Source organism: Candidatus Vicinibacter proximus (assembly GCA_016713905.1).
GTDB classification, from domain to species: Bacteria; Bacteroidota; Bacteroidia; order Chitinophagales; family Saprospiraceae; genus Vicinibacter; species Vicinibacter proximus.
The window spans coordinates 227,611-253,573 of record JADJOE010000002.1 but is presented as its reverse complement, the minus strand read 5'-3'; the positions used below and the strand labels follow the sequence as shown (position 1 = coordinate 253,573).

The 25,963-nt window shown below is 38.3% G+C and carries 22 protein-coding genes; 18 read left to right on the top strand and 4 right to left on the bottom strand.

Features of this window, described 5'->3' with window-relative positions; genetic code table 11:
- Positions 1 to 24 precede the first annotated feature (24 nt).
- Together IPJ83_07480 and IPJ83_07475 are read right to left on the bottom strand one after the other, a co-directional pair.
- Positions 25 to 723, bottom strand: a complete 699-nt coding sequence (locus IPJ83_07480) for a T9SS type A sorting domain-containing protein (GenBank protein ID MBK7880383.1) — start codon at positions 721 to 723, stop codon at positions 25 to 27.
- Positions 724 to 1,118: 395 nt separating this feature from the next.
- Positions 1,119 to 3,131, bottom strand: a complete 2,013-nt coding sequence (locus IPJ83_07475) for a T9SS type A sorting domain-containing protein (protein MBK7880382.1) — start codon at positions 3,129 to 3,131, stop codon at positions 1,119 to 1,121.
- A gap of 246 nt (positions 3,132 to 3,377) precedes the next feature.
- Here IPJ83_07475 and IPJ83_07470 point away from each other — a divergent pair, with 246 nt between their 5' ends.
- The 4 genes from IPJ83_07470 to IPJ83_07455 all read left to right on the top strand — a co-directional run bounded on the left by IPJ83_07470 (position 3,378) and on the right by IPJ83_07455 (position 9,384).
- On the top strand, positions 3,378 to 4,814 hold the full coding sequence (locus tag IPJ83_07470) for a hypothetical protein (protein ID MBK7880381.1): 1,437 nt from the start codon (positions 3,378 to 3,380) through the stop codon (positions 4,812 to 4,814).
- 81 nt (positions 4,815 to 4,895) lie between these two features.
- Positions 4,896 to 6,617, top strand: coding sequence for a gliding motility-associated C-terminal domain-containing protein (locus IPJ83_07465; protein ID MBK7880380.1), 1,722 nt, complete (start codon positions 4,896 to 4,898; stop codon positions 6,615 to 6,617).
- Positions 6,618 to 6,703: 86 nt separating this feature from the next.
- Positions 6,704 to 8,059: an NAD(P)/FAD-dependent oxidoreductase gene (locus IPJ83_07460; GenBank protein MBK7880379.1), complete on the top strand. Its 1,356-nt coding sequence runs from the start codon at positions 6,704 to 6,706 to the stop codon at positions 8,057 to 8,059.
- Complete coding sequence (locus IPJ83_07455) at positions 8,056 to 9,384, top strand: 4Fe-4S binding protein (GenBank protein MBK7880378.1); 1,329 nt, start codon at positions 8,056 to 8,058, stop codon at positions 9,382 to 9,384. Before IPJ83_07460 ends, IPJ83_07455 begins: the two co-directional genes overlap by 4 nt.
- Positions 9,385 to 9,492: 108 nt before the next feature.
- Here the strand turns inward: IPJ83_07455 and IPJ83_07450 are convergent, their stop codons facing one another.
- Both IPJ83_07450 and IPJ83_07445 read right to left on the bottom strand, forming a co-directional pair.
- Positions 9,493 to 10,965, bottom strand: coding sequence for a T9SS type A sorting domain-containing protein (locus IPJ83_07450; protein ID MBK7880377.1), 1,473 nt, complete (start codon positions 10,963 to 10,965; stop codon positions 9,493 to 9,495).
- Between the two features lie 98 nt (positions 10,966 to 11,063).
- Positions 11,064 to 12,233, bottom strand: coding sequence for a T9SS type A sorting domain-containing protein (locus IPJ83_07445; protein MBK7880376.1), 1,170 nt, complete (start codon positions 12,231 to 12,233; stop codon positions 11,064 to 11,066).
- A gap of 649 nt (positions 12,234 to 12,882) precedes the next feature.
- Here IPJ83_07445 and IPJ83_07440 point away from each other — a divergent pair.
- From IPJ83_07440 to IPJ83_07375, 14 genes are all read left to right on the top strand, one after another.
- Positions 12,883 to 13,266, top strand: coding sequence for an NADH-quinone oxidoreductase subunit A (locus IPJ83_07440; protein ID MBK7880375.1), 384 nt, complete (start codon positions 12,883 to 12,885; stop codon positions 13,264 to 13,266).
- Between the two features lie 26 nt (positions 13,267 to 13,292).
- A complete protein-coding gene (locus IPJ83_07435) occupies positions 13,293 to 13,838 on the top strand; it encodes an NADH-quinone oxidoreductase subunit B (GenBank protein MBK7880374.1) in 546 nt (181 codons plus the stop codon).
- Positions 13,839 to 13,903: 65 nt separating this feature from the next.
- A complete protein-coding gene (locus IPJ83_07430) occupies positions 13,904 to 14,344 on the top strand; it encodes an NADH-quinone oxidoreductase subunit C (GenBank protein ID MBK7880373.1) in 441 nt (146 codons plus the stop codon).
- A 12-nt stretch (positions 14,345 to 14,356) separates the two neighbouring features.
- The gene (locus IPJ83_07425) at positions 14,357 to 15,583 is read left to right on the top strand and encodes an NADH-quinone oxidoreductase subunit D (GenBank protein MBK7880372.1); all 1,227 of its coding nucleotides are present in this window, start codon (positions 14,357 to 14,359) and stop codon (positions 15,581 to 15,583) included.
- 263 nt (positions 15,584 to 15,846) lie between these two features.
- Complete coding sequence (locus IPJ83_07420; protein MBK7880371.1) at positions 15,847 to 16,335, top strand: NAD(P)H-dependent oxidoreductase subunit E; 489 nt, start codon at positions 15,847 to 15,849, stop codon at positions 16,333 to 16,335.
- A 1-nt stretch (position 16,336) separates the two neighbouring features.
- Positions 16,337 to 17,674 (top strand): NADH-quinone oxidoreductase subunit NuoF, encoded by a 1,338-nt coding sequence (gene nuoF / locus IPJ83_07415; protein MBK7880370.1) that lies wholly within the window; start codon positions 16,337 to 16,339, stop codon positions 17,672 to 17,674.
- Positions 17,675 to 17,796: 122 nt separating this feature from the next.
- On the top strand, positions 17,797 to 18,765 hold the full coding sequence (locus IPJ83_07410) for a (2Fe-2S)-binding protein (GenBank protein MBK7880369.1): 969 nt from the start codon (positions 17,797 to 17,799) through the stop codon (positions 18,763 to 18,765).
- A complete protein-coding gene (nuoH, locus tag IPJ83_07405; GenBank protein MBK7880368.1) occupies positions 18,756 to 19,775 on the top strand; it encodes an NADH-quinone oxidoreductase subunit NuoH in 1,020 nt (339 codons plus the stop codon). The genes IPJ83_07410 and nuoH overlap by 10 nt, the downstream gene beginning before the upstream one ends.
- Before the next feature lie 61 nt (positions 19,776 to 19,836).
- Positions 19,837 to 20,298, top strand: coding sequence for an NADH-quinone oxidoreductase subunit NuoI (nuoI, locus tag IPJ83_07400; protein MBK7880367.1), 462 nt, complete (start codon positions 19,837 to 19,839; stop codon positions 20,296 to 20,298).
- Positions 20,295 to 20,804 (top strand): NADH-quinone oxidoreductase subunit J, encoded by a 510-nt coding sequence (locus IPJ83_07395; protein ID MBK7880366.1) that lies wholly within the window; start codon positions 20,295 to 20,297, stop codon positions 20,802 to 20,804. Before nuoI ends, IPJ83_07395 begins: the two co-directional genes overlap by 4 nt.
- Before the next feature lie 10 nt (positions 20,805 to 20,814).
- Complete coding sequence (nuoK, locus tag IPJ83_07390) at positions 20,815 to 21,147, top strand: NADH-quinone oxidoreductase subunit NuoK (protein MBK7880365.1); 333 nt, start codon at positions 20,815 to 20,817, stop codon at positions 21,145 to 21,147.
- A 29-nt stretch (positions 21,148 to 21,176) separates the two neighbouring features.
- On the top strand, positions 21,177 to 23,054 hold the full coding sequence (gene nuoL / locus IPJ83_07385; protein ID MBK7880364.1) for an NADH-quinone oxidoreductase subunit L: 1,878 nt from the start codon (positions 21,177 to 21,179) through the stop codon (positions 23,052 to 23,054).
- 10 nt (positions 23,055 to 23,064) lie between these two features.
- On the top strand, positions 23,065 to 24,510 hold the full coding sequence (locus tag IPJ83_07380) for an NADH-quinone oxidoreductase subunit M (GenBank protein ID MBK7880363.1): 1,446 nt from the start codon (positions 23,065 to 23,067) through the stop codon (positions 24,508 to 24,510).
- 11 nt (positions 24,511 to 24,521) lie between these two features.
- Complete coding sequence (locus tag IPJ83_07375; protein ID MBK7880362.1) at positions 24,522 to 25,880, top strand: NADH-quinone oxidoreductase subunit N; 1,359 nt, start codon at positions 24,522 to 24,524, stop codon at positions 25,878 to 25,880.
- Positions 25,881 to 25,963 lie beyond the last annotated feature (83 nt).

The window sequence follows — 25,963 nt, the reverse complement described above, 5'->3', positions numbered from 1 at the left end:
TAAATTAAAGCGGCTGCACTGATACTAAGAGCGCAAAGATCTTTTCTGAAGTCTGAGCGTTTTGATCGTTTGGTTGTTGGATCCAATCAGTTTCACCATGTACATCCCATCCTCCAAAAAGCTGATGTCATAGCTTTTAAAATGCTGAGCAGAATAAGTGGTCACCTTTTTACCCAAAATGGTATACAGTTCGACTCTTGATAAGCCGGTATTAAAATCAATAGTGAAAGAGTTGTAAGCAGGATTAGGGTACATTTTAATTACCTGGTTGTTCAAAACTCCATTGGTGCTCAATGTTTTATTGAACAGATAATCAATTTTTAACTTCTTGGTAGTGTCTTCTTTTTCAAAAACCCAAAGCACTATGTGAGCTTCTCCCTGCATCCCACCATCAGCAATATGTACATCAAGGAGTATACTGGAATCTACCAACAGTTTATTGTAGTTGTCTTCCGGGCATTTGGTCACAAAGCTGGAGTAGCATTGTTCATTGTCACATATATAAGTCTCCCAGCCAGAAGGTAACATTAAATCTTCTCTTTCCCAAAGGATGTTGAGGGTTTTTCTAGTTCTGTTGAATAGTCTGTTGTGGCAAAATTGGTCCGGAACCATGGGATCGGCAATGTATTGCAACTTGCATGGGTTCATTTCAGCTTCAAATCTGGCTTGTCCAAAGAGACTTCCAAAGCAAAATAGAAAAGCAACAAAGTATAAATTTTTCATAGTCGGCAATTACGTCCTTAATCAGGCAAATATAAAGCTAAAATCACGATTTGAGATTTTTTACGTAGAATTTAACATTTTGAAAATAACCCACATTATGTATTAGAATTTCTATTCCAAGTCAAAATACCTTCAAATACAAGCACTTCCTCGATTTTTCTCCTTCAACATAGGATCCACTATGTCTTGTCAAAACCCACCCACCATCTGACGATGTTCATTCACTTAATGAACTGTCGTTCATTACTTTGATGGTAATCAAAGATCGTTTATTCATGGGAGTGCTCGTCTTTTTTGGTCTTTTGCCTTTCGTAACGAAACTCTAATCCATAATATGGGATAAAAAAAGCCCCCTTGTGTGAACAAGGAGGCTTTTAATTATTTAACGTATTTTCTTAGAATACAGTGATTTTCTGAGTTTGAATGCCCTTAGCAGTTCTCACTTCCAATTGGTATAAACCTGATTCAAGATTTACCGGGAAAGAAAGCGTATTGAAACCTGAATTGAGGTTTTTCTCAGATCCAAGGACCGCAACACGTTTGCCGTTCATGTCATAAAGGCTGATCGCAGCTTTTGCAGACTCGGCCATTCTTAATTCAAGATTAATCTGGTCATTCACAGGATTAGGGAATACATTCATGGAAGAAATGATACCTGCGTCCTGAACGTTAACGCCGGAAGCATTTTTCACATTTACATCATCCAGGAAATATCCCCATCCACCACCGGCAGTACCTTTAAACCTGATCATTAATTCAGGGGTACCATCAAAAGCAGAAAGGTCCAGTTTTTCCTGTTTCCATTGGTCAGGAAGAGGCAACCAGAATCCAGGAATGTGGCTGTTAACTACATCCACATTTGGAACAGAAGCCAGGTCCTCACCGGATTTGGAGTAAACCGCAGTCCAGCTGTCTCCGCAGTCAGAAGAAACTGCAATTTCCATATTATCTGTACTACCTGCTCCTTCTTTAACTGCATAAGCATAATTCCACTCCATCTGGGTTTTTTTGCCACCTGAAAGATCAAGCTTATCGATAACCAGAGTTGCGTTTGGTCCAACTCCACCATCAGAGAAAGCGAAGAACACATTCCAAATGGATTGTCCAAATCCACCCAATGGAGTAGGGAAGTTACTTCCCTGTGCGGCGCTGGCTCTGAAAATTCTTAAACCATTGGCTATAAAATAAGTATTTGGAGATGCAGTAGTTCCGGTACCGGTTTCAAACGATTGAGAAAGCGTAGTGCCTATGGTGCCTGCAGGGAAAGTCAGGAATGAAGTCTGGTCTTTAAAGTTATTGATCACGTTCACGTCCTTCAAAGTACCGTTATTGATTTTGTCGATATACATGTTGAAAGTAGCTGCACCGAATGCAATGGCTAAGTTATTGATGGTGTGTACTACTTTTTGGCCAGGCAACAGGACTCCGTTCCAGGTCACTTTAGGACGGGCAGCGCCTGAATTCAATTGGATGAAATCAATTGACTTAATGGTATCTGTACCGGTAGAAAGATTTTCTATGGTCATTTCATAAGAGATCGTTGCATCGCAATTGGATATTCTGTTTTTAACAGTGGCCAGGGTCATAGCTACATCATAATAAGGAGTTCCTTTTGGTTCAACAGCAAAACTCTCAGCAGCCTGGATGACAGATTTTGCATCCGCACCTGTAGTGGCATTGTTTTGCACAAAAGCAACTACGCCCAATTGATTTAAGGAATAGATATATGCAGGTTTAGCCACTTTGAAGGTGATGGTTTTGGTTGCACCAGGAGCGATAGGATCTACCAGTTTTGTTCCGGAAGCATTTGGCACCATTTTCCTCATGACATTCGAGAATTCAATTTCGCCGTTGGTTGCAGCTTGCTTAGGAAATCTGATGTCTTTTTCTGTGATGGCTACCTGAAGGAAGTAGCTGGCACCTGTAAAATCAGTGGAGCTAACATTTTTGATGTTAACTGTAATTTCCAAAGAGTCTTTACCATTGTCCAGAGTAAGCGAATGTTCTACGGACATTTCAATTGGGGATGTCACGGCCAATCGGGTATCAATTGGTGTAGGATCCTGAACGAAGAGAATGGGATGTCCATTTCCGTTGGTCTTTCCATCTATACGACTGGAAGGGGCAGAGTTGATACCATAGTAGGTATGTCTTGCTTGAGATTCGGTGGTGTTAGCACCGTACATCGGATCTCCTGTGACTGGAATATAGGATTGATACTTCAATACCACTAATTTTTGACCATAGGAAGCAAGTAGCGGATCAAAAAGCGGATTGGTGGATGCGCAAGGCGGGCAGGTTGCCGAAGTCCATTCTTCGATCAGGACCTTTCTGACAGCCTGAGCATTTACATTGGTGTTCATGGTAACGAGCACCAGAAAGAGAAATGCGGTAAAAATTCTATTCATATTGATTTGTTTTGAAGGTAAAAATATATTTTGTTGCGAAAATAGATAATTTATATGATTTAATATTGAGTTTACCTGTGTTAACCTTTAAAATATTTTTTAAATCCTAAAATGGCTGCTAGAATCAAAAACAACCCTAATTGTTAATTATATGTTAATGTTAGTAATATCTTTGGAAATTGATTGCGTATAAGTAATTTTGAAAGCTAGGATTATTTTTTAATTAAACTCTAAAAAAATCATAAAATGAAGAACATTGAATTGGATTTAGTATATCTGACAAAATTAAATAGTGTTATTAATTTGTTGCTTATTTTAACGTTTTCAATCTTTATAAGTAGCCGGCCAAATTGCCAAACAACAATTAGTGTAAGCGGGACAAATAAATTCAGAGGGTATTCAAGTTTAGGTGTTTCAGATCATTATTATTACATTTATTATTATCAACAGAATTTGACCTCCTCATTCAATGATTTTTCTATTTGCAACAATGGATCATATGGGGGGGATATGGAGGTTAATACATCAACTGACATATCAATCATAGTAACACCATCTTCAGAAAATGATTTCGCTGATTATGCAAGTGGTCTTTCAGTTGCGGATGGGGTTGAACTTGGCGAATATTTAGATAACCAGACAAACTCAATAACTGGAAACCCTTATAAAATTGTAGCTGCAGATGTTAATTTTTCAAATAGTATAACTGTAGATGATAAGGATATGATATATGATTTAATAATAGGGCGTATTCAAAATTTTGATAGGAATAGTTGGGAATGGTTTAATGAAGCAGATATAACTAACAATTCAACATCTTTTAATAGCAATCCTTATTCATTTACACTTTCAGCAAATACAACACCTCATCAGGAAGAGTTTTATTATTTTACTGCAGGTGCATTAGCAAACTCATCAACTCAAGCTATTGTATTCAATTATAAAACTACAAAAGTTGGAGATTTAATATATACCTCCACAAACAACCAATGGGTTTGTGGTACTTATAGTTTTAAAGGGACTATAAGCAATAGAACTTCTACCATATTAAATCTTGAAAATTCTACCCAAAAGGTTAAAAAGGGAGATGTTGTTAAACTTAGATTGAGTTTGGAAAATTCATCCAAAATCCATTCATTGCAAATACCATTAAAAATTAATCCAAAATTAGCTAAAATTATAAGTAGTAAATTACATAAAAGGATACAAAATAATTCAAAGTCGAAGATTTCTGACAATGAATTGATTGTTTTGTTTCCATATGAGAAAATAGATGATGGTTTTTTTGAAAATTCAGAATGTTTAGTTGAGTTTGAAATTCAAATATTAAATGATTGTAATCTAGACTACACCGAATTAATAAGTCAGAACGATAGGTTTAATATCGAAATTCTTGATTTTAATAAAAACAACATCAATTTGAAATTTGGAACAGATATCCATAAATGTAATGAAGTTATTTATTTAAACTCACTGAATTCAATTTCTTGGATGCAACAGGAAGATGAAAATGTTGAAATTAATTTGTATTCGATGAACGGATCATTGATTTTTAACACAAAATATCAAGCATTAAAAGGAGCCAATTATTTTGAGTTGCCATTTTTCCCTAAGGATTTAATTATTGTTTACGTCAAAGGCCAAGAGTTTAATCTTAGAAATTATGCGATAGGTTTTAATTAATTCCTCAATTGTAATATATTTGTTGAATTTAGCATGCAGTATAAAATTGTAAATTATATATTTTTTATAAGTATATATTTTTTGTTTATAAATATTTCAACAGGACAACAATTTATTATCAGTGGGAACACAAAGATAGATAATAGTAATAGGCATTATGAAATATCAGATTTATTTAAAGCTACATTACATAAATGTAGTGATGATTTTGATGGGTTAATTTACAGGAATGACCATAATATTGCTTCATACAAAATTGAAAACTATAATTCAATATATATAAATTATTTGTCAGACAATTGTTCAATTGAAAGTAAATTTTTTCTTAAAGATATTGGAGATTTTATTTCAAGAGTCAATATTTTTGATGATGAAGGAAATTTTTACCTATCTTTTAAGAATAAATTGAATAATAAATTAACCATACATAAATCAAATTTCTTATCTGGAATATCAGAAAATTTTGATTTGAACATTACTTCAAAGAGAGGAATTTCATTTACAAAAGAAAATATATTAATCCTAAGAGATTTTCAAAATTTAGAAATTTATGGGTGGAATTTTGTCTTGATCAAAAATATCGAATTGCCTGTCCCAGTTTTGTCAATTCTTAATATTAATCTTGACTGCGAAAGCAGTAAGATACTTTTTCTGTCGCCTGACAAGTCATTGGAAACTTTTAATATATTGAAAGCTAATCCATTTGTTTACAACAGTGATTCTATATTATTATTGTATGAGTACAATATCCATGCAAACACTGTAAAAGCCTATAGTCCAATTATTGTATTACCACAAGAAATATTGCATGATAGAATTCAAATATCAAGCTCTTATGAATTTAATTACATAAGGAAAGATTGTGAATTGTATTTTACCCCAGATTTGAACAACGATAATTCGGATTTTAATTTTTCGTATAAAAAAATTATTTGTAATGAATTTTCATCAAGCATTGTAGATAAAGATTGTTATCTTAATTCAACTGAAAATATAGACAGTATTTTAATTTTACTAAAATCTACAAACGACGGCAAATTAATTTTTCCAAACAATGATAAATTAAAAACTGGACATATCAAAAGTAATTGTTATAGTATTATACCTGATAAAGCAATTGATGTAACAAGCATTCAAAACTATCTTAAACAAATTATCTACCAATTAAAAAATACATCTGATCAGGATACAGTAAATATCAGCTTCCATATATTTAGTAATGGAAACAGTAACACATCAGGAAAATCTACTTTGTTATTTTATAATATTTCAATTGAAAGAGAGAAGATTTGTATTGATTTAGATCGTAAGTTTAGGATAAATATAAAGGGAAAAGATATGTCAGAGGGATCGTTTATTTTTGAGCCAAGTTGTGATTTTGATGCATATTCAGATTCTTTAATTGTTTTAAAAAATTTGAAAACAAATTTTTTAAAATTAGTTGCGAACAATTCCATTGGTTGTAAAATCGAATTTAACTTTGAATTGGAAGATTGTGACAAAAATTATATAACCTTTCCAAATGTATTTACCCCAAATTCTGATGGCTTAAATGACTATTTTAAACCTATAATTCAAGATTTGGGCAAATCAGATATATTTCTAGAAATTGACGTTAGAATATATAATAGGATGGGTTGTGAGATTTACAAATTTAATGGATTGGAAGAGTCATGGGATGGAAAATCAAGTTCAACTTTAGTAAATAGCGACACTTATATGTATACAGCTTCAGCCCTGTTCAATTTTGATGGTAAAATTATTCGAAAAAGTTATAAAGGAGTCGTAACACTAATCAGATGACAATCACCCAATACAGATTTTGTTAATAGTGTACAATTTCATTTATAAGCCGTAGTTAGTTCATAAAATTGTGGTCAAATTGGCTTATGTCAAAGATTGCTATAATCGGAAACGGTATTTCCGGAGTAACCGCAGCGAGGTTTATCCGGAAAAATTCAATGCATGAGGTAGTCCTTATTTCTGAAGAGTCTGAATATTTTTTTAGCCGTACTGCCCTGATGTATGTGTACATGGGACACATGCGCTGGAAAGACATACAACCCTATGAACGAGGTTTTTGGAAAAAAAATAAAATAGATTTGATTCAAGCTCGTGCGGAAAGTATCCAATTTGATAAAAAGTGCATCCAGCTAAATAATGGATCCACTGTGAATTATGATTATCTCATCCTGGCTACCGGCTCAAAGTCTAATAAATACGGATGGCCTGGTCAGGACTTGTCGGGTGTGCGTGGCTTGTACCATAAGCAGGATCTGGAATATCTGGAGCGTTGTTCCCCGGGGATCCGGCGTGCGGTCATCGTGGGAGGAGGATTGATTGGGATTGAGTTGGCTGAAATGTTTCAGTCCAGGAACATTCCGGTGAGCTTCCTTGTGAGGGAGCCACAATTCTGGTCCATGATTTTACCCGAGGAAGAATCTAAGATGATCAACCGGCACATTCTGGAGCATGGAATAGATCTTAGATTAAATAGTCAGTTGAAAGAAATAAATGGAAACGAAGCAGGAAATGTGCATTCCGTAACACTTGATTCGGGGGAAGAAATTAAATGCGATTACGTAGGACTTACAGCTGGAGTGAGTCCCAATATCAAATTTATTGAGTCTTCTGAAATAGAAACCGACCGCGGAATTTTAGTAGATGAATACCTCAGAACAAACATTCCGGACGTCTTTGCGATAGGAGATTGTGCACAACTTCGGAAACCGAGAAAAGGAAGAAGAGATATAGAAGCAGTCTGGTACACCGGACGCATGATGGGGGAGTGTGTTGCACAAACCATTTGTGGAAAACAACAGATTTATGATCCCGGCATTTGGTTTAATTCTGCAAAGTTTTTTGACATAGAGTACCAGGTTTATGGTCAGGTGCCGTCCAAGATGACAGATGATTTGGAAAGTTTTTACTGGGCGCATGAAAATGGGAAAAAATCCATCAGAATCGTGTATGAAAAAACACAACAAACGGTCGTTGGATTTAACCTGATGGGCATTCGGTTCAGACACGAAGTGTGCGAACAATGGATACTGCGGAAATCAGCTCTGGATAAGGTTTTGGAAGAAATCAGGCTGGCATTTTTTGATCCTGAATTTTATGAAGATTGCAGTGCAGAACTGCTGGAAATTTATCGACAAAAATCCGGTAAAAAAATAGAGGCCACAGCCGGCTGGCGTTTGGATGAGGCCAATCTTTTTTTAAATAAAAATAATCAAAAAACATGAGCACTTTTGGAATTAAAATTTTGCAAAAAGGGCGAAACAAAATGTGGTCAGTAGTGATTGGATTTTCCGGATTCCTCATGCTTGTTGCTGCAACATACGATCTGCTTCCTGTTGGTTTGTTTATTTTAGTCATCAGTCTTACTTTGATTTCATTTGGGATTATACTGTATGCTTATGAGGCATATCGTGACGTTCCGGAAGGGATAAAAAATAACCATAATTTTTTCAATTCTTTAAGTTCGAGAGGATGGCTTGGATGGCTTACAGGAATGGTGCTTACCGGATTTTATATTTTACTTTATTGGTTTCCGGAATATCTGGGTCAGGGAGACAAAAGTAATACCGGCCTGGTGGCATTCTTTGATCCACTGAGTCAGTTGTTAAAGAAGCAAAATGCCAGTCAGTGGTTTGTATATGGAGTATTGTACACCCTGGCTATCTTGATTATGGGTGTAAAATTTATTTGGAAATACAGACATTCCAAATACCAATTGATAAGGACTTTGTCTGTCATTTTTTTTCAACTGGCCTTTGCCTTTCTCATTCCTGAATTCATGTTGAGGCTTAACATGCCTTACAACGATTTTAAAAACATGTGGCCATTGAATTATTACTTTTTTGATGGCTGGCACTTGCAGGAAATGATGCAGAATGGAAATATAGGTTGGTTGATGTTGATTTGGGGTGTGTTGATGATTGTAGTGGTGTCACCGGTCCTCACTTATTTTTTTGGCAAGAGATGGTATTGCAGTTGGGTCTGCGGATGTGGGGGACTTGCAGAAACGGCAGGAGATCCATTCAGACATTTGTCGGATAAATCGATTGCTGCTTGGAAAGTAGAGAGGTATTTAATTTATTCTGTACTGGTTTTTTCAGTAGTCATGACTGCAGGGGTTCTTTATAGTTTTTATTCCGGGCGACCAAGCATAGCCGGAATCGATACTGCTTCTTTAAGATCCATTTATGGATTTTTAATTGGGTCTGCTTTTTCGGGCGTGATAGGAGTAGGATTTTATCCTTTGCTGGGCAGCAGGGTGTGGTGTCGTTTTGGATGCCCCATGGCGGCCATTTTGGGTATTCAGCAGAAGTTTTTTTCCAGATTCAGGATCACCACCAACGGTGGTCAGTGCATTTCCTGTGGGAATTGTTCTACCTACTGTGAGATGGGCATTGATGTAAGAGCTTATGCGCAGAAGGGTCAGGACATTGTTAGAGCCTCCTGTGTGGGTTGTGGAGTTTGTTCGGCCGTCTGTCCCAGAGGCGTCTTGCGATTGGAGAATGGGAGCATAGATATTTTTGATCGTGCGAAAAAAGTGAGAAATTAAATTAATTAATTTTTGAGTTATTTAACTACTGCACGAACTACATAGATAGGATTAATTAATTGTAAAAATCCGAATTTATTAAAATCGTTATCTAAGAATTATTCAAAACTATTCCTTCACAAAGCTTTTATGCCAGGATCTATCAGTGGGGGTGATCAGATAGATTCCTGAAGGTAAGCCGCTCATAGGGATGTTAATTTGTTCTACTCCTGGTTCTATTTGTGCAGCTTTTACTTTCTTGCCGCTGTAATCATAGATCTCAAGCTGCCTACTCTTAAAACCACCAGGACTTGCAATATAAATATGATCGCGCACAGGATTGGGATAAATCCATTCCTCATCAGTGCCTTCTTTAGGATCATCCACAGCTGTATCTAAACACGAAATATCATCACAGCCCAAACTGTCTGTTTTCACCAGCCAGTTTCTAGCCTGATGATTGTCTTTGATCCAGCTTTTTCCACCAAGATAATATACTCCATCAAGTGCAGCTGTAAAATTAGATATCTGCTCTCGATTAAAATCGCAATTGTCCAGTACTTTCTCCCAAATTATATCTGCATCCATTGTCATTTTTAAAATCCATCCATCGATCCATTGATCATAAATGGGTCTGGAATCACCTCCACACACCAGCGTGCTGTCTGATAACAAGATGCATCCATCAATGGAATTTCCAAATGATTTGTTCTTTATATTTGTCTTTAGTATATTCCCGGAGCTGTCCATGACCATGGTATAAATATAAGATACTTTTTCTCGATTAAAAAAATTAACCGGATCGGCAGTATTCCCTACCAATAAAAACTGATCATTCGCCAAAGCAAAAGCATTTCCGAAACTAATTCCATAATGGGCAAATGGGTAAATCTTATGCCAAAGTAATTCACCTGAGGAAGAAATTTTTATCACAAGACCTTTAAAATTTGGAAATTCACCTAAAGGTAAAAATGCACCGAACACGTAAAAATTACCTTGACTGTCCTCTAAAACTTTTGTAGCCTCAAATTGATCTTTTGGCTTTAGAGAGTCCCATACTTCATGGTACCATTTCATTTGACCCGTAGAATCTGTCGAAAATATAACCGCTTTCAACTTATCAGTTGCACCATTACCGCGATCATTTAACATATTATCCAAGGCACAAAAAACATAGTCCCCTTTGGATGAAATCAAAAAATGACTAATGTCAGCTTTGTTATGAGTACCTGGATAAATATGTTCTTCCAAAATATTCAAGTCCATATCAAAAATTCCATACCAATATTTAGCAATATCTCTTTCTGGCGGATATTTAAATCCAGCCATCATGATTCTATTATTTGAAATAAATTCGTAATGACGTGGAAAAAAATATCCCAAAGAGTCTGAGATGTATTTATACTTTAAAACATTTCCATTCGGATCCACTCCTGTGGCAATTATAAAAGCATAATACGGACCAAGCAATGGCAATCCAAATGATAAAAAATAGGCTTGACTGTTAGACAAAGGTATTGTCATGATTACCTGATCAACAGTAAGTAATTCTGGTCTAATGGAAGGGAAAATTTTATTATAAACCTGAGTATTTCCTATCATGTTAAAGGCAATAAAAAAAATTAAAAATATATACTTCACCATAATACAAAAATTAAAAGCTGTCTTGTCACTACAACAAGACAGCTCTACAATAAAAATTAATATTTAATAAATTTTGACTTCGAAACAATCATGCCCTGATCCCTTAAAATGACAAAATAAAGGGAAGGATTTAATTCTCTAAGCCCAATACTTACAGTGGAATGTGAATTGGAGATTCTTTGGGTATAAACTAATCGGCCTTGTCCATCCAGAATTTGAATTTCAGGGTTGATTAAATTATATTGACTTAAAGAAATATCTACACTTTCATGTACTGGATTTGGAGCAAGATATAGGGTATTTGGATTACGATCCTTATTTTCTATTTTTTCTTTCCTAGATCTATATTCCAATGTAGTATCAGGAAATTCAATAGGAATCAAAAATTCATATCCATAATAATAACTTAAAATCCCTTGAGCCATGTAGGCAGCCTGCGTGCGGTTTAAACTTATGCTGTCAAGAGTCAAGACCTGAGTTTCGTTCAGTTCATCCAAACCATAATCATTCATTTTTTGATATCTGACTACTGAATACAATTTATTAAAATCCTGATTTTCCGGATCTGATCCATTTAAAGTATTGACTACAGCTTGAGCTCCTGTGAGATTGCCATCATTGACTAATACTAAAGCGTAAGATCTTTTAGTAGGTTCGTCAGTCATGGTAGCAATAAGAGATTTAAAATTGGCCGTATCATCAGTTTTACCATAATACCTCAACAATTCATTTCCAAGCATCCTGCGCTCCATTCCATCGCCCATTCTGTTATATTCACCTTGTCGAGTGGCCACTGTAGTATCATTTACTGGGCCCCACGGGTCGCATCCTGAAAGGATTCTACCTTCTGTACAAACATCAACATTGACAACGCTACTCGTGTTATAAATTGGACGATATTGTTGGGTAAATGATGGTAACCAATAATCAAAAGAAGTAAAACTCTTAATATGGTTCTCAGGATTATTTTGGTCTGCACCATCTTTAAATTGATTGTCCGGTGTCCAAGATCCAAACTGGTCACAAAAGCCTTGATCCTGAAAGTTACCTGTGATAAACCAGGCCTGCTTTTGCTCTAGAAAACTGTTGCAAGTAATAAATAATCCAGAGTTGTCCTTTTGAGCCTGATCTCCAAATTTTAACCTAAAGAAATCATTTTTCTTATGCCCACTTGGTGCGGAAGTGCTGTTGTAAACAAAGTGTTCCACTATTAAAAATTTAAACATTACAAAATGTATTCAAGACTCAGGTATTCAATAAAAAGCGATGCCAAGCCTCTACTGCGATTTTTAATTAAATCCTAAGTGTGTTACGAATCACTTCCTGGTACATCTCGGGTGCACATCGGGGAGTACTTGATGTGTTCGTTGCCTGTGCGCACGCTCAAAAATTGACTGAATCAGGCTTATGAATCAGTTTATTTTGCTCAGCGTCTTCAGGCTTGTAAGGTATAAAATAATTTTAAATAAATTCCAAATTTTTTTCAATATTTTTTTGTTTCAACCAAATTTTAACTAAATCCTATAAAATTAATCCGGATGTAAGTACAAGGCAAGGAATATTTGGATAGGTAATGCAATGGAATTCTATTTAAAAATCTTTGAATCGGATAAAGTCTTCTGTCGGGCAAAGATTTCAATTATCTTAGTTACGGACACTGCCCATAGGGAAGAAACCACAATTTCCAAACGTAGGTTTTCCAGGAAGTATGACCTGGTTTAGGGTTTTGGTTTAACAGGTTGTTTTAGCCAGAGTGAAGGGTCTAAGAACGGATTTCATTATTTTTTTAAAAGTTGGGATACATTATCCATTTTCCTTCACTTTTCTAAGGTCTTCGGATTATATTTGCGCCAAATCTGGCCAAACAATTGACTTATGAACCACATGCCTTTTGATTACCTGCCGATTCTCCTTCAGTTTTTAGTAGCAGCTGCTTTTGTGGTAGTGGTTCTGGTGGCCACTCACCTGTTGGGTCCTAAATCTAGTGGGGTGCGGCACGACAATTCCTTTGAGTGTGGTCTGGACAGTGTAGGCAACGCAAGGAGTCCTTTCTCAGTAAAGTATTTTATGACTGCCATCCTGTTTGTGTTGTTTGATGTGGAGATCATTTTTTTGTATCCCTGGGCGGTTAATTTTAAGAAATTGGGCTGGTTTGGATTTGCAGAAATCCTAGTGTTTTTAACCCTGTTGATGGCCGGTTTTTACTATGTCATTTTTAAAGGGGTACTTAAATGGGAGACCAGAGAGGAAAGAGAATAGAACAGAAACCTTTGAAATAAAAAATCATGAGTGCCGAAATAAAAATGGCTAAAGCGCCACCGGGAATTGAAGGGCAGGGATTTTTTGCCACCTCGCTGGACAGTGTGGTGGGATTGGCCAGAAAGAATAGCATTTGGCCACTTCCGTTTGCTACCTCCTGTTGTGGGATCGAATTCATGGCGACCATGGCTTCGCACTATGACCTGGCGAGGTTTGGCTCCGAAAGATTGAGCTTTACCCCCAGACAAGCGGATCTGCTCATGGTCATGGGTACCATTGCCAAAAAAATGGGACCTGTATTGCGTCAGGTTTATGAGCAAATGGCTGAACCGCGATGGGTTATTGCAGTAGGGGCCTGTGCGTCCAGTGGAGGCATATTTGACACTTATTCCGTACTCCAGGGTATTGATCGTATTATACCTGTGGACGTCTACGTGCCCGGTTGCCCACCGAGACCTGAGCAGATCATTGAAGGCGTCATGCGAATTCAGGATCTCATCGGAAAGGAAAGTATCCGCAGAAGGAATTCTGAGGAATACAAAAAATTAATGGACTCCTATTTTATCAAATAATGAGCGGAATTAGCCACGAACAGATTTCCAGTCATGTGACTACCCAACTTGGGGACGTCTTAACCATGATCCCGGATGAATATGGAATATTTACAGCCGAGGTTCCTTTAAATCAGCTCTACCGGGTCGTGCATTTTTTGTTTAAAGATCCGGCCCTGGAATTTAACTTTCTCACAGACATCTGTGGGGTGCATTATCCTGATGATGCGGGCAGGGAGCTTGCCGTTGTTTACCATCTCCAAAGTATGAGACACAATACCCGGACGCGTTTAAAAGTTTTTGTCCCGATCACCAAACCGGAAGTGCCAAGCCTCACCGGAATTTATGCCTCTGCCAACTGGATGGAGCGCGAGACTTATGACTTTTATGGAGTGCAGTTTCTGGGACATCCTGATTTGAGGAGAATACTTAATATGGACGAAATGGTTGATTTTCCATTGAGGAAAGAGTTTCCTTTGGAAGATCCGCTTAGGGAGGATAAAAAAGATTATCATTTTGGCAGATAGACCAGTCAGAACATGAAGACCAATCTTGAATTTACAGCAGAATTTCATCAACCGGATATTCCGGATATTCCATACAACACCCTGAATCTGGGTCCTACCCATCCGGCGACGCACGGAATTTTTCAGAATGTGCTTAAGTTGGACGGGGAACGAATAGTGAGTGGAGAACAAACCATCGGATACATTCACCGGGCATTTGAAAAAATAGCAGAAAGAAGACCTTTTTACCAGATTACTCCGCTGACAGATCGTTTGAATTATTGCTCAGCGCCCATAAACAATACCGGTTGGTATTTGACTGTAGAAAAGTTGTTGGGACTTAAAGTTCCCAAGCGAGTGGATTATATGAGGGTGATGGTCATGGAGCTGGCGAGAGTTGCCGACCACCTGATTTGCAACAGTATTCTTGGTGTGGATACCGGAGCCCTTACTGGCTTCACCTATGTGTATCAATACCGAGAAAAAATATACGAGATCTACGAGGAAATTTGTGGTGCCCGTCTGACTACCAACATGGGGCGTATTGGCGGTTTTGAGCGTGATTTTAATCCGCGTGTATTTGAATTGACTCGTAAGTTTTTGCAGGAGTTTCCACCTGTCTGGCGTGAATTCGAAAATCTGTTAACCAGGAACAGGATATTTATGGACCGCACCATCGGCACTGGTGGCCTGGGTGTTGAAAGGGCTTTAAATTATGGTTTCACAGGTCCTAATCTGAGGGCATGTGGCATCGATTATGACCTGCGCACTGCTGAACCATACTGTTCTTATGAGGATTTCAAATTTGACGTACCGGTAGGAACCACGGGAGATACCTACGACAGATACGTAGTTCGGAACGAAGAGATCTGGCAAAGTTTGAGCCTGATCGAGCAAGCCATCAAAAAAATAGAAGCTGAACCTCCCGGTGTGTATCACGCAGACGCCGACCATTATTACCTACCTCCAAAACAGGAAGTATATAAAAATATGGAAGCGTTGATCTATCACTTCAAGATCATCATGGGTGAAATTGATGCACCTGTCGGAGAAGTTTACCAGGCTGTAGAAGGTGCTAACGGTGAATTGGGATTTTACCTGATCAGTGATGGCGGAAGAACTCCGTACCGTCTTCATTTCAGAAGGCCTTGCTTCATATATTATCAGGCCTATCCTGAAATGGTGAAGGGGCAGATGTTGTCGGATGCCATTGTGGTGATGAGTAGTTTGAATGTGATTGCGGGGGAGCTGGATGCGTGATTAATTAGTTAATTAGTTAATGAGCTAATTAGTTAGTGAGGAAATTAGGAAATGAGGGATGACTGAGCGATCTCTGCTGTAAGCAGAGTATCGTGCGACAGCACGATAAGTGAAGGAACCGCGAAAGCGGCTAACGAGAGAAAGAGGAAATTAATTAATTAGTTAGTGAGCTAATTGGAGAATTAGGGAATGTGAGAATGAGGAAGAGTGGGATTGTAAAAAATAAAGTCTGAAGGGACTTCAAAGAAATAAAAATACAGATCATGGTTTTTAGTGAATCAAGATTAAAAGAGATCGAAGAAATTAAGCATCGTTATCCGGAAGGAAGGCACAAGTCTGCTCTGCTGCCTGTGCTGCATCTGGCGCAAGAGGACCACGGGTGGTTACCTGTTGACGTGATGGATGAGGTTGCCAAAGTATTGGATCTGCATCCAATTGAAGTGTACGAGGTGGCTACCTTCTACACCATGTTTCATGTAAAACCGGTTGGGAAATACGTTTTGGAGGTTTGCAGGACGGGACCTTGCTGTAATGTAGGCGCCGAGGAATTGATTATATACCTGGAAGAAAAATTGGGAATTCATTCAGGGGAGACAACATCAGATGGGTTGTTTACCATCAAGCCGGTGGAATGTCTGGCGGCTTGTGGTACCGGTCCGGTGCTTCAAATTGGTCCTAAGTATCATTACCATGAACACCTTACGAAAGAGAAAATTGATCAACTCATTGATGATTTAAGAGCTAAAGCCTGATATGGGAAAGAAAATATTACTAGAGCATGTAGCAGTACCGGGGATCCATACCCTTGAGGTTTATCGCAAGATGGGAGGCTACGAATCGGTTCGTAAAGCCTTGAAAGAGATGACTCCGGATGGCGTGGTCGAGGAGGTCAAGAAGTCCGGACTGAGGGGAAGAGGAGGCGCAGGCTTTCCGACCGGGATGAAGTGGTCTTTTTTGGATAAAAAGTCTGATAAGCCAAGATATTTGGTGTGTAATGCCGATGAATCTGAACCCGGGACCTTTAAAGACAGGTACCTGATGGAGAGGATTCCCCACCTGTTGATTGAAGGAATGATTACATCTTCTTTTGCCTTAGGGGCAAGGACTTCTTACATCTATGTGCGCGGAGAGATGATGTACGTAATTCGCATTCTGGAGAAAGCCATTGCAGAAGCTTATGCAGCCGGATTTTTAGGAAAAAATATTTTGGGTTCGGATTATTCTTTGGACCTCCATGTGCAACCGGGAGGTGGGGCCTATATCTGTGGTGAAGAAACAGCTTTGTTGGAATCACTGGAAGGAAAGAGGGGCAATCCACGCAATAAGCCACCTTTTCCGGCGGTCTGGGGATTGTACGGATGTCCTACGGTAGTGAATAATGTGGAAACCATTGCAGACGTTCCATGGATCGTTAACAATGGTGGAGACGCCTATGCTGCGATTGGGATTGGAAAAAGCACCGGAACAAAGCTTATTTCTGCCTGTGGGAATATTAGCAAGCCGGGAGTATATGAAATTGAATTAGGACTTTCCGTGGAGGAATTTCTTAACAGTGAGGAATATTGTGGAGGTATAGCCAATGGGCGTGCGCTAAAAGCCGTCGTAGCGGGTGGAAGTTCGGTACCGATATTGCCTGCCGAATTGATTCTTACCACAGCCAATAACGAAAAGAGATTGATGACATATGAATCCCTGAGTGATGGAGGATTTGTAACGGGTACCATGCTTGGGTCAGGAGGTTTTATTGTGTTTGACGATCAACAATGCATCGTTAGAAATCTTTGGAATTTTACTCGTTTTTATCACCACGAATCCTGTGGGCAGTGCAGCCCTTGTCGGGAAGGAACCGGGTGGATGGAAAAAGTATTGCACAGGATAGAACATGGCCATGGCAAAATGTCGGATATAGACCTGCTGGTTGATGTTGCAAAGAAAATTGAAGGAAAAACCATTTGTCCGCTTGGGGAAGCCGCTGCGTGGCCGGTAGCCAGTGCGATAAGGCATTTCAGAGCGGAGTTTGAAGAGCATGTGCGCAATCCTGATTCATGTGTGAAAAAACATTTGCATCGGGAGTTGGTGCATGCGCATTAATTAAAAAAAATGAATTCGCTTATTCAAAGGAAAAGGCGATTCAATCATTTGGAAATAAATAATAGTTTATAAAATTTTGTTGGCTGAAGCCGACGGAAGAAAAAAGCTAAGAAGCTAAAGATATGAGCGATTTATTGAAAGTAACGATAGATGGTCGCAGTATAGAAGTTCCTAAGGGCACAACTATATTACAAGCTGCGCGCATGATAGGAGAGCATTATCCTCCCGCAATGTGTTATTACACACCTCTTAAAAACACAGGTGGAAAATGCAGAGTTTGCCTTGTTAAGGTGGCACAGGGATCTGAAGCCAATCCAAGGCCAATGCCTAAGCTCATGGCCAGCTGTCTCACGCAGGTGGAGCATGGTATGGTGGTTGAAAATGAGACTTCACCGGAAGTGATGGAAGCCAGAAATGGGGTAGTTGAATTTTTATTGATAAACCATCCTTTGGATTGTCCGGTATGTGATCAGGCAGGTGAGTGTGATTTACAAAATCTTTCATACGAACACGGAAGGGAACAAACCAGGTATGAAGAAGGAAGAAGAGAATTCAATAAGATAGACATTGGACCTTATGTGCAGCTTCACATGACTCGATGCATACTCTGTTACCGCTGTGTTTATGCTGCGGAGCAATTGACAGACACCAGGGTGCACGGCGTGCTTAACCGTGGAGATGTATCAGAGATCAGCACTTATATACAAAATGCAATAGACAAGGATTTTTCCGGAAACATCATCGATGTTTGTCCGGTAGGCGCATTAACTGATAAGACTTACCGCTTCAAACAGAGGGTGTGGTTTTCTAAACCATTCAATGCCCATCGTTCCTGCACCAAGTGTTCCGGCAAGACAGTTTTGTGGATGAAGGGAGATGACATCATCAGAACTACTGCGAGAAAGGATAAATTTGGAGAGGTAGAGGAGTTTATTTGCAATGAATGTAGGTTTGATCATAAACATGCAGGTGATTGGGTCATTGAAGGACCGAGAGACATGGGTGACAAATCTGTAATTTCAGCAAACAAATATGAATTACCGGTAATCTCACCCGCTGTAAACGTGGACGCTAAATTTGTATCAGAATGAGCCTAGTAATTTTTAAACTGATCTTCATTGCCGTTGTATTTGGGCTGTCGCTTTTTATTGCGATGTATTCTACTTATGCAGAGCGCAAGGTGGCGGCTTTTCTGCAGGATAGATTAGGCCCAAATCGTGCGGGACCTTTTGGACTTTTGCAACCATTGGCAGATGGGGTAAAATTATTTTTCAAGGAAGAGTTTATTCCATTAAAAGCAGACAAATGGTTGTTTCTGATGGGACCCGGTTTTTTTATGCTGACAGCCCTGATGACCAGTGTCGTGATTCCATTTGGACCAGATATAACTATAGACGGACAGACCTATGCCTTACAAGGCACAGATTTGAATGTGGGCTTATTGTATATTTTTGGGGTGGTTTCACTGGGTGTTTATGGCATTTTGATTGGAGGATGGGCCTCGAACAATAAATTTTCGCTTTTGGGGGCCATCCGGGCTGCATCACAGAACATCAGTTATGAATTGGCAATGGGATTGTCGATCATTGCGTTGGTGATGACCTCTTCCAGTCTTTCATTGCGCTCGATTGTAGATCAGCAAGCAGGATGGCATTGGAATGTATTGTACCAGCCATTGGGATTTTTAATATTCATCATTTGTGCATTTGCAGAAACCAATCGTGCACCATTCGATCTTCCTGAATGTGAGACAGAATTGGTGGGTGGATATCATACCGAATTTTCTTCCATGAAGCTCGGTTTTTATTTATTTGCAGAGTACACCAATATGTTTATTTCGAGTGCGATACTTGCTACATTATATTTTGGGGGATATCATTTTCCATTTGAATCGCACTTTGATCCGGGGATATTGAAGACATTACTTTCTGTAGCAGTTTTGTTTGGAAAAATTTTCTTTTTTATTTTTCTTTTTATGTGGATCAGGTGGACGCTTCCACGATTCCGATATGATCAATTGATGAATCTTGGGTGGAAGGCACTTATTCCACTTGCCGTAATAAATATAGTTTTAACAGGAGCTATAATGCTTTTAAAATGATGAAATCCTTATGAGTGTAATCAAGCTAACAAACAGAATAAAAGTCATGGAAAGAAAGCCAATGACTTTTATGGAAAAAATATATCTCCCTGCGATTCTTAAGGGAATGTCCATTACCATCAGCCATCTGTTTAAGCGTAAGGCCACCATTCAATATCCGGAACAAAAAAGACCGATGAGTGAGGTTTTCAGAGGTCTTCATATTCTGAAAAGAGATGAAAAAGGGGCCGAGCGGTGTACTGCATGTGGATTGTGTGCATTAGCCTGTCCTGCGGAAGCGATTACCATGACCGCAGCAGAAAGAAAGCCAGAGGAAAAGAATTTGTATCGCGAGGAAAAGTATGCTTCTGTTTATGAAATAAATATGCTCAGGTGTATTTTTTGCGGATTGTGTGAAGAGGCATGTCCCAAAGCTGCAATCTTTCTTCAGAATGATAAAACTGCACCGGCAAGTTATGAAAGAGAAGATTTTATTTTTGGAAAAGATCGATTAGTTGAACCCTTTCTTCAAAGCAAATCATGATTGACAAAATATTTTTTATCCTGTCTGCTTTAACCATCATTAGTGCAACCATGGTGGTGGTATCCAAGCATCCTATAAGAAGTGTACTTTTTCTGGTATTGACTTTCTTTTTGATTTCTGCTCATTATGTTTTATTGAATGCGCAGTTTTTGGCATTGGTGAATATCGTTGTTTACGCCGGGGCCATAATGGTTTTATTTTTATTTGTGATTATGTTTTTAAATCTCAACAAAGAGATAGAAACGGTCAAAGGTTATTTTCCATGGTTTGCTGCCGTAATATCGGGAGGATGTCTAATGCTTATTGTTATTTCTGCTTTGGAGAAATCCAGTATTCGTCCAAAGAGTACAGTATCGGATTACTCTATCGGTTTGGTAGAAAATCTGGGCATGGTACTTTATAAAGATTATCTGGTGCCAATGGAATTGAGTGCTGTTTTATTTTTTGTTGCCATGGCCGGAGTAGTATTGTTGAATAGAAAAGAAAGAATTATTTCATCTCATTGAAATCAAACTTATGAACAATCAGATACCTGAAATATTTACGACCATTCCTTTAACCCATTATCTTTTGCTGGGCACGATATTATTTGTTGTGGGACTGATAGGTGTTATGGTAAGGAAGAATGTCATCATTGTATTTATGTGTATTGAGATCATGCTCAATGCAGTGAATCTGATGCTGACCTCAACTTCAGCATATTTTTCCAATTCTTCCGGTCAGATCATGGTGTTTTTTACGATGGCAGTTGCGGCTGCGGAGGTATCTGTCGGATTAGCCATTATCGTGATGATTTATAAAAATCTTCACACGACCAATATTGATTTATTCAGTAAGCTTAAAGGATAGTTTATTCGCCAAATTTTCAAAAAGAAAAAATGAGTTCAATCAATCTGATACATTTCATCATCTGGCCTCCACTGATTGGATTTTTGGTCAATGGAATTTTTGGACATTTACTACCGAAGAAATTTGCCGGAAGCCTGGCTTGTCTAGGGCCATTGATGAGTTTTATAGCATCTGGACTTTTGTATCTTGGGTTTACAGCACCGGTAAGTTTATCGTATTACACCTGGTTTAATATAGGAGGACAGACCTCTGTTGATTTTAGTTTTTATGTGGATCAGTTGACCATACTGATGTTGATGATTGTTACCGGTGTAGGTACATTGATTCATGTATACTCTATGGGGTATATGGATCATGATAAGGGCTATACACGATTTTTCACCTATCTTAATTTATTTCTGTTTTCCATGTTATTGCTGATCATGGGTTCCAATCTCATCATGTTGTTTGCAGGATGGGAAGGTGTGGGATTGTGTTCATTTCTTTTAATTGGTTTTTGGTTTGGAAACACAGAATACAATAAAGCTGCAAGGAAAGCTTTTGTGATGAACAGGATAGGTGATCTTGGATTTATTCTGGGCATATTTTTATTGGGCATTAAATTTAAATCTCTTGACATACAGACCATACTTGGAAGTTTAGAATCCATTAGCATAGGAGATCCCGCCATTGTACTTATCACGATATTGTTATTTATCGGAGTGACCGGGAAGTCCGCACAGATTCCTTTGTTTACCTGGCTTCCGGATGCCATGGCAGGTCCTACACCTGTTTCTGCATTAATACATGCTGCAACCATGGTTACTGCAGGTATTTATCTGGTAGCCCGAATGGGAGGATTGTTTAATCTGGCTCCTTTTACCTTATCCATAATAACCATCACCGGACTTGCAACAGCTTTTGTTGCGGCAACCATAGCTTTGAAGCAGAACGACATAAAAAAAGTACTGGCTTATTCCACCGTTAGCCAATTGGGTTATATGGTAGTTGCATTGGGTTGTGCAGCTTATGGCACCGCTATTTTTCATGTGATGACCCATGCTTTTTTCAAGGCTTTGTTATTCTTAAGCGCAGGTAGTGTCATTCATGGTTTGCATGGTGAACAAGACATCACTAATATGGGAGGACTGAAATCTTCCATGAAGTGGACACATTTGGTTTTTCTTATTGGCACGCTGGCCTTGGTTGGTTGTCCGCCTTTGGCCGGATTCTTTTCCAAGGATGAAATCTTGGCAGTGGTTTACAGTCATAGTTTATGGTATTTTGTGATACTGGCATTTACTTCGGTATTCACTGCCTGGTATATGTTCCGGATTTATTTTGCAACTTTTCATGGATCTTACCGAGGTGATCCGCATACAGCCTCAAAAATTCATGAATCCCCTGCCATTATGCTGATTCCGTTGGTTGTACTCGCCATTTTATCCGTCATTGGAGGTTTTGCAGGTATTCCGGAAATTCTATTTCCAAAACATTATGTGACTGAATTCTTAAGTCCTGTGCTCAAAAGTGAAGGCCATCATGTCTCCCATTTTTTTGAATATTGCTTGTGGGGAATAACCGTTTTAGCGCTGTTGGTAATTGGATACTTTACTTTCAGACGTTACGGGACTTCTGACAAAACAGTTTTTAATAAAACCCCAAATAGTATAACATCAATTTTGAAAGAGAAATATTATCTGGATGAACTCTATTATTTTGTTTTAGTGGCGCCATTAAAATCCATGGGCAGTTTTTTTAAGAATGTTGTAGATAGGGTTGGAATTGATAGTGTGGTTCGATTTCCGGATAATTTATTTAGAAATGCGAGTATTGGATTGAAACCATTAAATTCCGGAATTATCAGCTGGTATGTGATCAGTATGGTGCTTGGACTGCTTTGTTTTTTATTGTTGTTTATGATTTAATTCTATTGGTATGAATTCAGTTTTACTGTTGATACTTTTTCCATTGATTTCTGCTGTTCTTGTTTTTTTTGCCGGCAGAAAATCAGCAGGAAAAATTGCCCTTACTGCTAGTGTATTAAGTCTGTTTATTTTTTTATACCAGATGAGTTCGTATCATCCGCATAAAGGGGTGACAGGTAGTTTTATATTCAATTGGATTCCGGGCATTAATGCAGAGTTTCACATGGGCCTTGATTCACAAAGTCTCATTCTGATGTTGCTTACCTCTTTGGTATTTCCCATCGGAATAACTGCATCTTTACCTAAAGCAGAAGAAAAAGGAGCAACATATTACGGCTTAATGCTTTTAGGTTTATCCGCATTGCTTGGATTTTTTGCGGCACAAAACGCCATTACATTTTATGTATTCTTTGAAGCGGCCCTAATTCCTTTTTATCTCATTGTACTTATGCATGGTGGACCTGAGCGGAAAAAAGCAGTTTTCAAGTTTTTTATATATACGGTTTTTGGAAGTTTGCTGATGTTGGGTGCGATCATTTATTTTTATTCATTGATTGGAATTAATAAAGCTGGTGATTGGTCTACTATTTATTTGATAGATCTACCATTGGATGCGCAAATGTGGATTTTGGGTGGCTTGTTTGTAGCGTTTGCTATAAAATCACCATTGTTTCCATTTCATACCTGGCAGGCTGATTTATATGCACAGGCAGATCGTCCGACCGTAATTCTTATTGCTGCTATCCTATCAAAAATGGGTGTCTTCGGCATGTTGAGATTTTACAATGTGGTACCGGAAGCAATTGATTCCATGAGGTATGCATTGATATGTCTTTGTTTGATAGGTGTAATATACGGGGCTTTGGTTGCATGGAGGCAATCAGAGATGACCCGAATAGTTGCGTATTCTTCCTTATCACATATGGGCATGATTGCAGCTGCATTATTTTCAGGAACGGTTTCCGGATTAGAGGGCAGTTTGTTTCAAATGTTTACACACGGAATATTGGCAGCCGGTTTATTTTTTGTAATTGATGTTTTGATGCAAAGAAATAACAACCCAAGTATTTATGGATATACCGGTTTGGCAAAATCTCAACCCAGGCTTGCTGTTTATTTTTTCGTGATTGTACTTGCTTCAGTGGGATTGCCTTTGACGAATGGATTTATTGGTGAATTGTATATGTTGTGGGGAATAACGGAATATAATTTATGGTTAGGCGCCATTGCAGGTGTAAGCATTATACTTGGCGCTGTGTACATGCTGCGCTTTTTTCAAAAATCCATGATGGGAGAGTCCTTACAGGAAAACAGTTCCTTTGCTCCGTTGAAAATTCAAGAAGATTATATTTTTATAGTGATGATATTCATCATTTTGAGTTTTGGTTTTTTTCCAAAAACCTGGCTCGAACTTTCCGAATATGCTGTTGCACAATTTGCTCATTTTAAAATCTAAGGTTTAAGCTCATGTTGCCATTAATTATACTTACCATTATAGGCGTGTTGATTTTGTTTCTTGGATTTACCAGGAAAACGAAACTGATTGTTCCCATTGCTATCTTGGGCGTACTAGGTGCAATAGCGGCTTATCTTGCAGCAACAAAAATGTACAATGAATGGATGGGAGGAATGATGAGTCTGCATGGTCCACCACTAATTTTTAATTATTTGATTTTAGTAATTGCATTGTTCATACTTCCATTTATAAATGTATTCAGCAAAAGAGGTTCTGAGGAAGTAGCTGATTTTACGGGACTCATTTTATTTTCATTGATAGGAGGGATCATGATGGTTTCTCATCTGGATCTTATTGTTCTGTTTCTTGGAATTGAGATCATGTCCATTGCCATGTACATATTGGCGGGAGCTGACCGAAGGATTTTACAATCCAATGAGGCCGCTCTTAAGTATTTTATTTTAGGTGCATTTTCAAGTGCGATTTTACTGTTTGGAATAGCCTTGTTTTATGCATCCACAGGCACTTTAAAAATATATGATCTTCATGTAGGCGATTCACCTATATTTCAATTGAGCGTGCTGATTATTTTCTGTGCGTTTGCTTTTAAAGTTGCACTGGTGCCATTTCATTTTTGGGCACCTGATGTTTATCAGGGATCTCCAACCATTTTTACAGCAACCATGGCTACAATCGTCAAGATTGCTGCTTTTGGCGCTTTGTTTCAATTTTTAAGGTACCTTGGAAATAATGTTGGCGAATGGATGTTTTGGTTGATGAGTATTGTTGCTTTGGCGAGTTTAGTTCTTGGCAACATCATGGCATATACACAGACCAGTGTGAAGCGTCTATTGGCTTATTCCAGTATCGTGCAGGCGGGATTTATTTTAATTGGTTTTCTTCAACTCAAACAAGAGGATTCATGGCCAATACTTTATTATTTGGTAGCCTATTGTTTAGCCTCTTTGGTATGTTTCTTTGTTTGTTATTTTGTAGAGAACAAAAAGGGGTCTGACCACATTGACGAGTTTGAAGGTTTGTTTTATGCGAATCCGGTTTTAGCAGTTGTGATGACCATCGCGCTCATTTCACTTGGCGGGGGGCCACTTACGGCAGGATTTATGGCAAAACTTTTTGTTTTAAACCATGCCGCCTCTGTAGGTTCAATCGCTTTGGTTGTGATGGCTTTGGTTTTTGCAGTGACTTCCATGTATTACTATTTTAAGATCATAAACAGGATGTTTACAAAAAATTCCGAACAAGCTGTATGGTCTGTTTCATGGACCTATCAAGGGGTTCTTATACTTATGTCAATCCTTACTTTCATTGCGGGTATATTGCCATTTTGGATTGTCAATTTATTCAAATAAAACAGCAGACATTTCGCTTCTTTCGTTTGAATTTTGGTTGCATTGATTTTGATGGTAGTGATACAATTAAAAATTATAAGCAC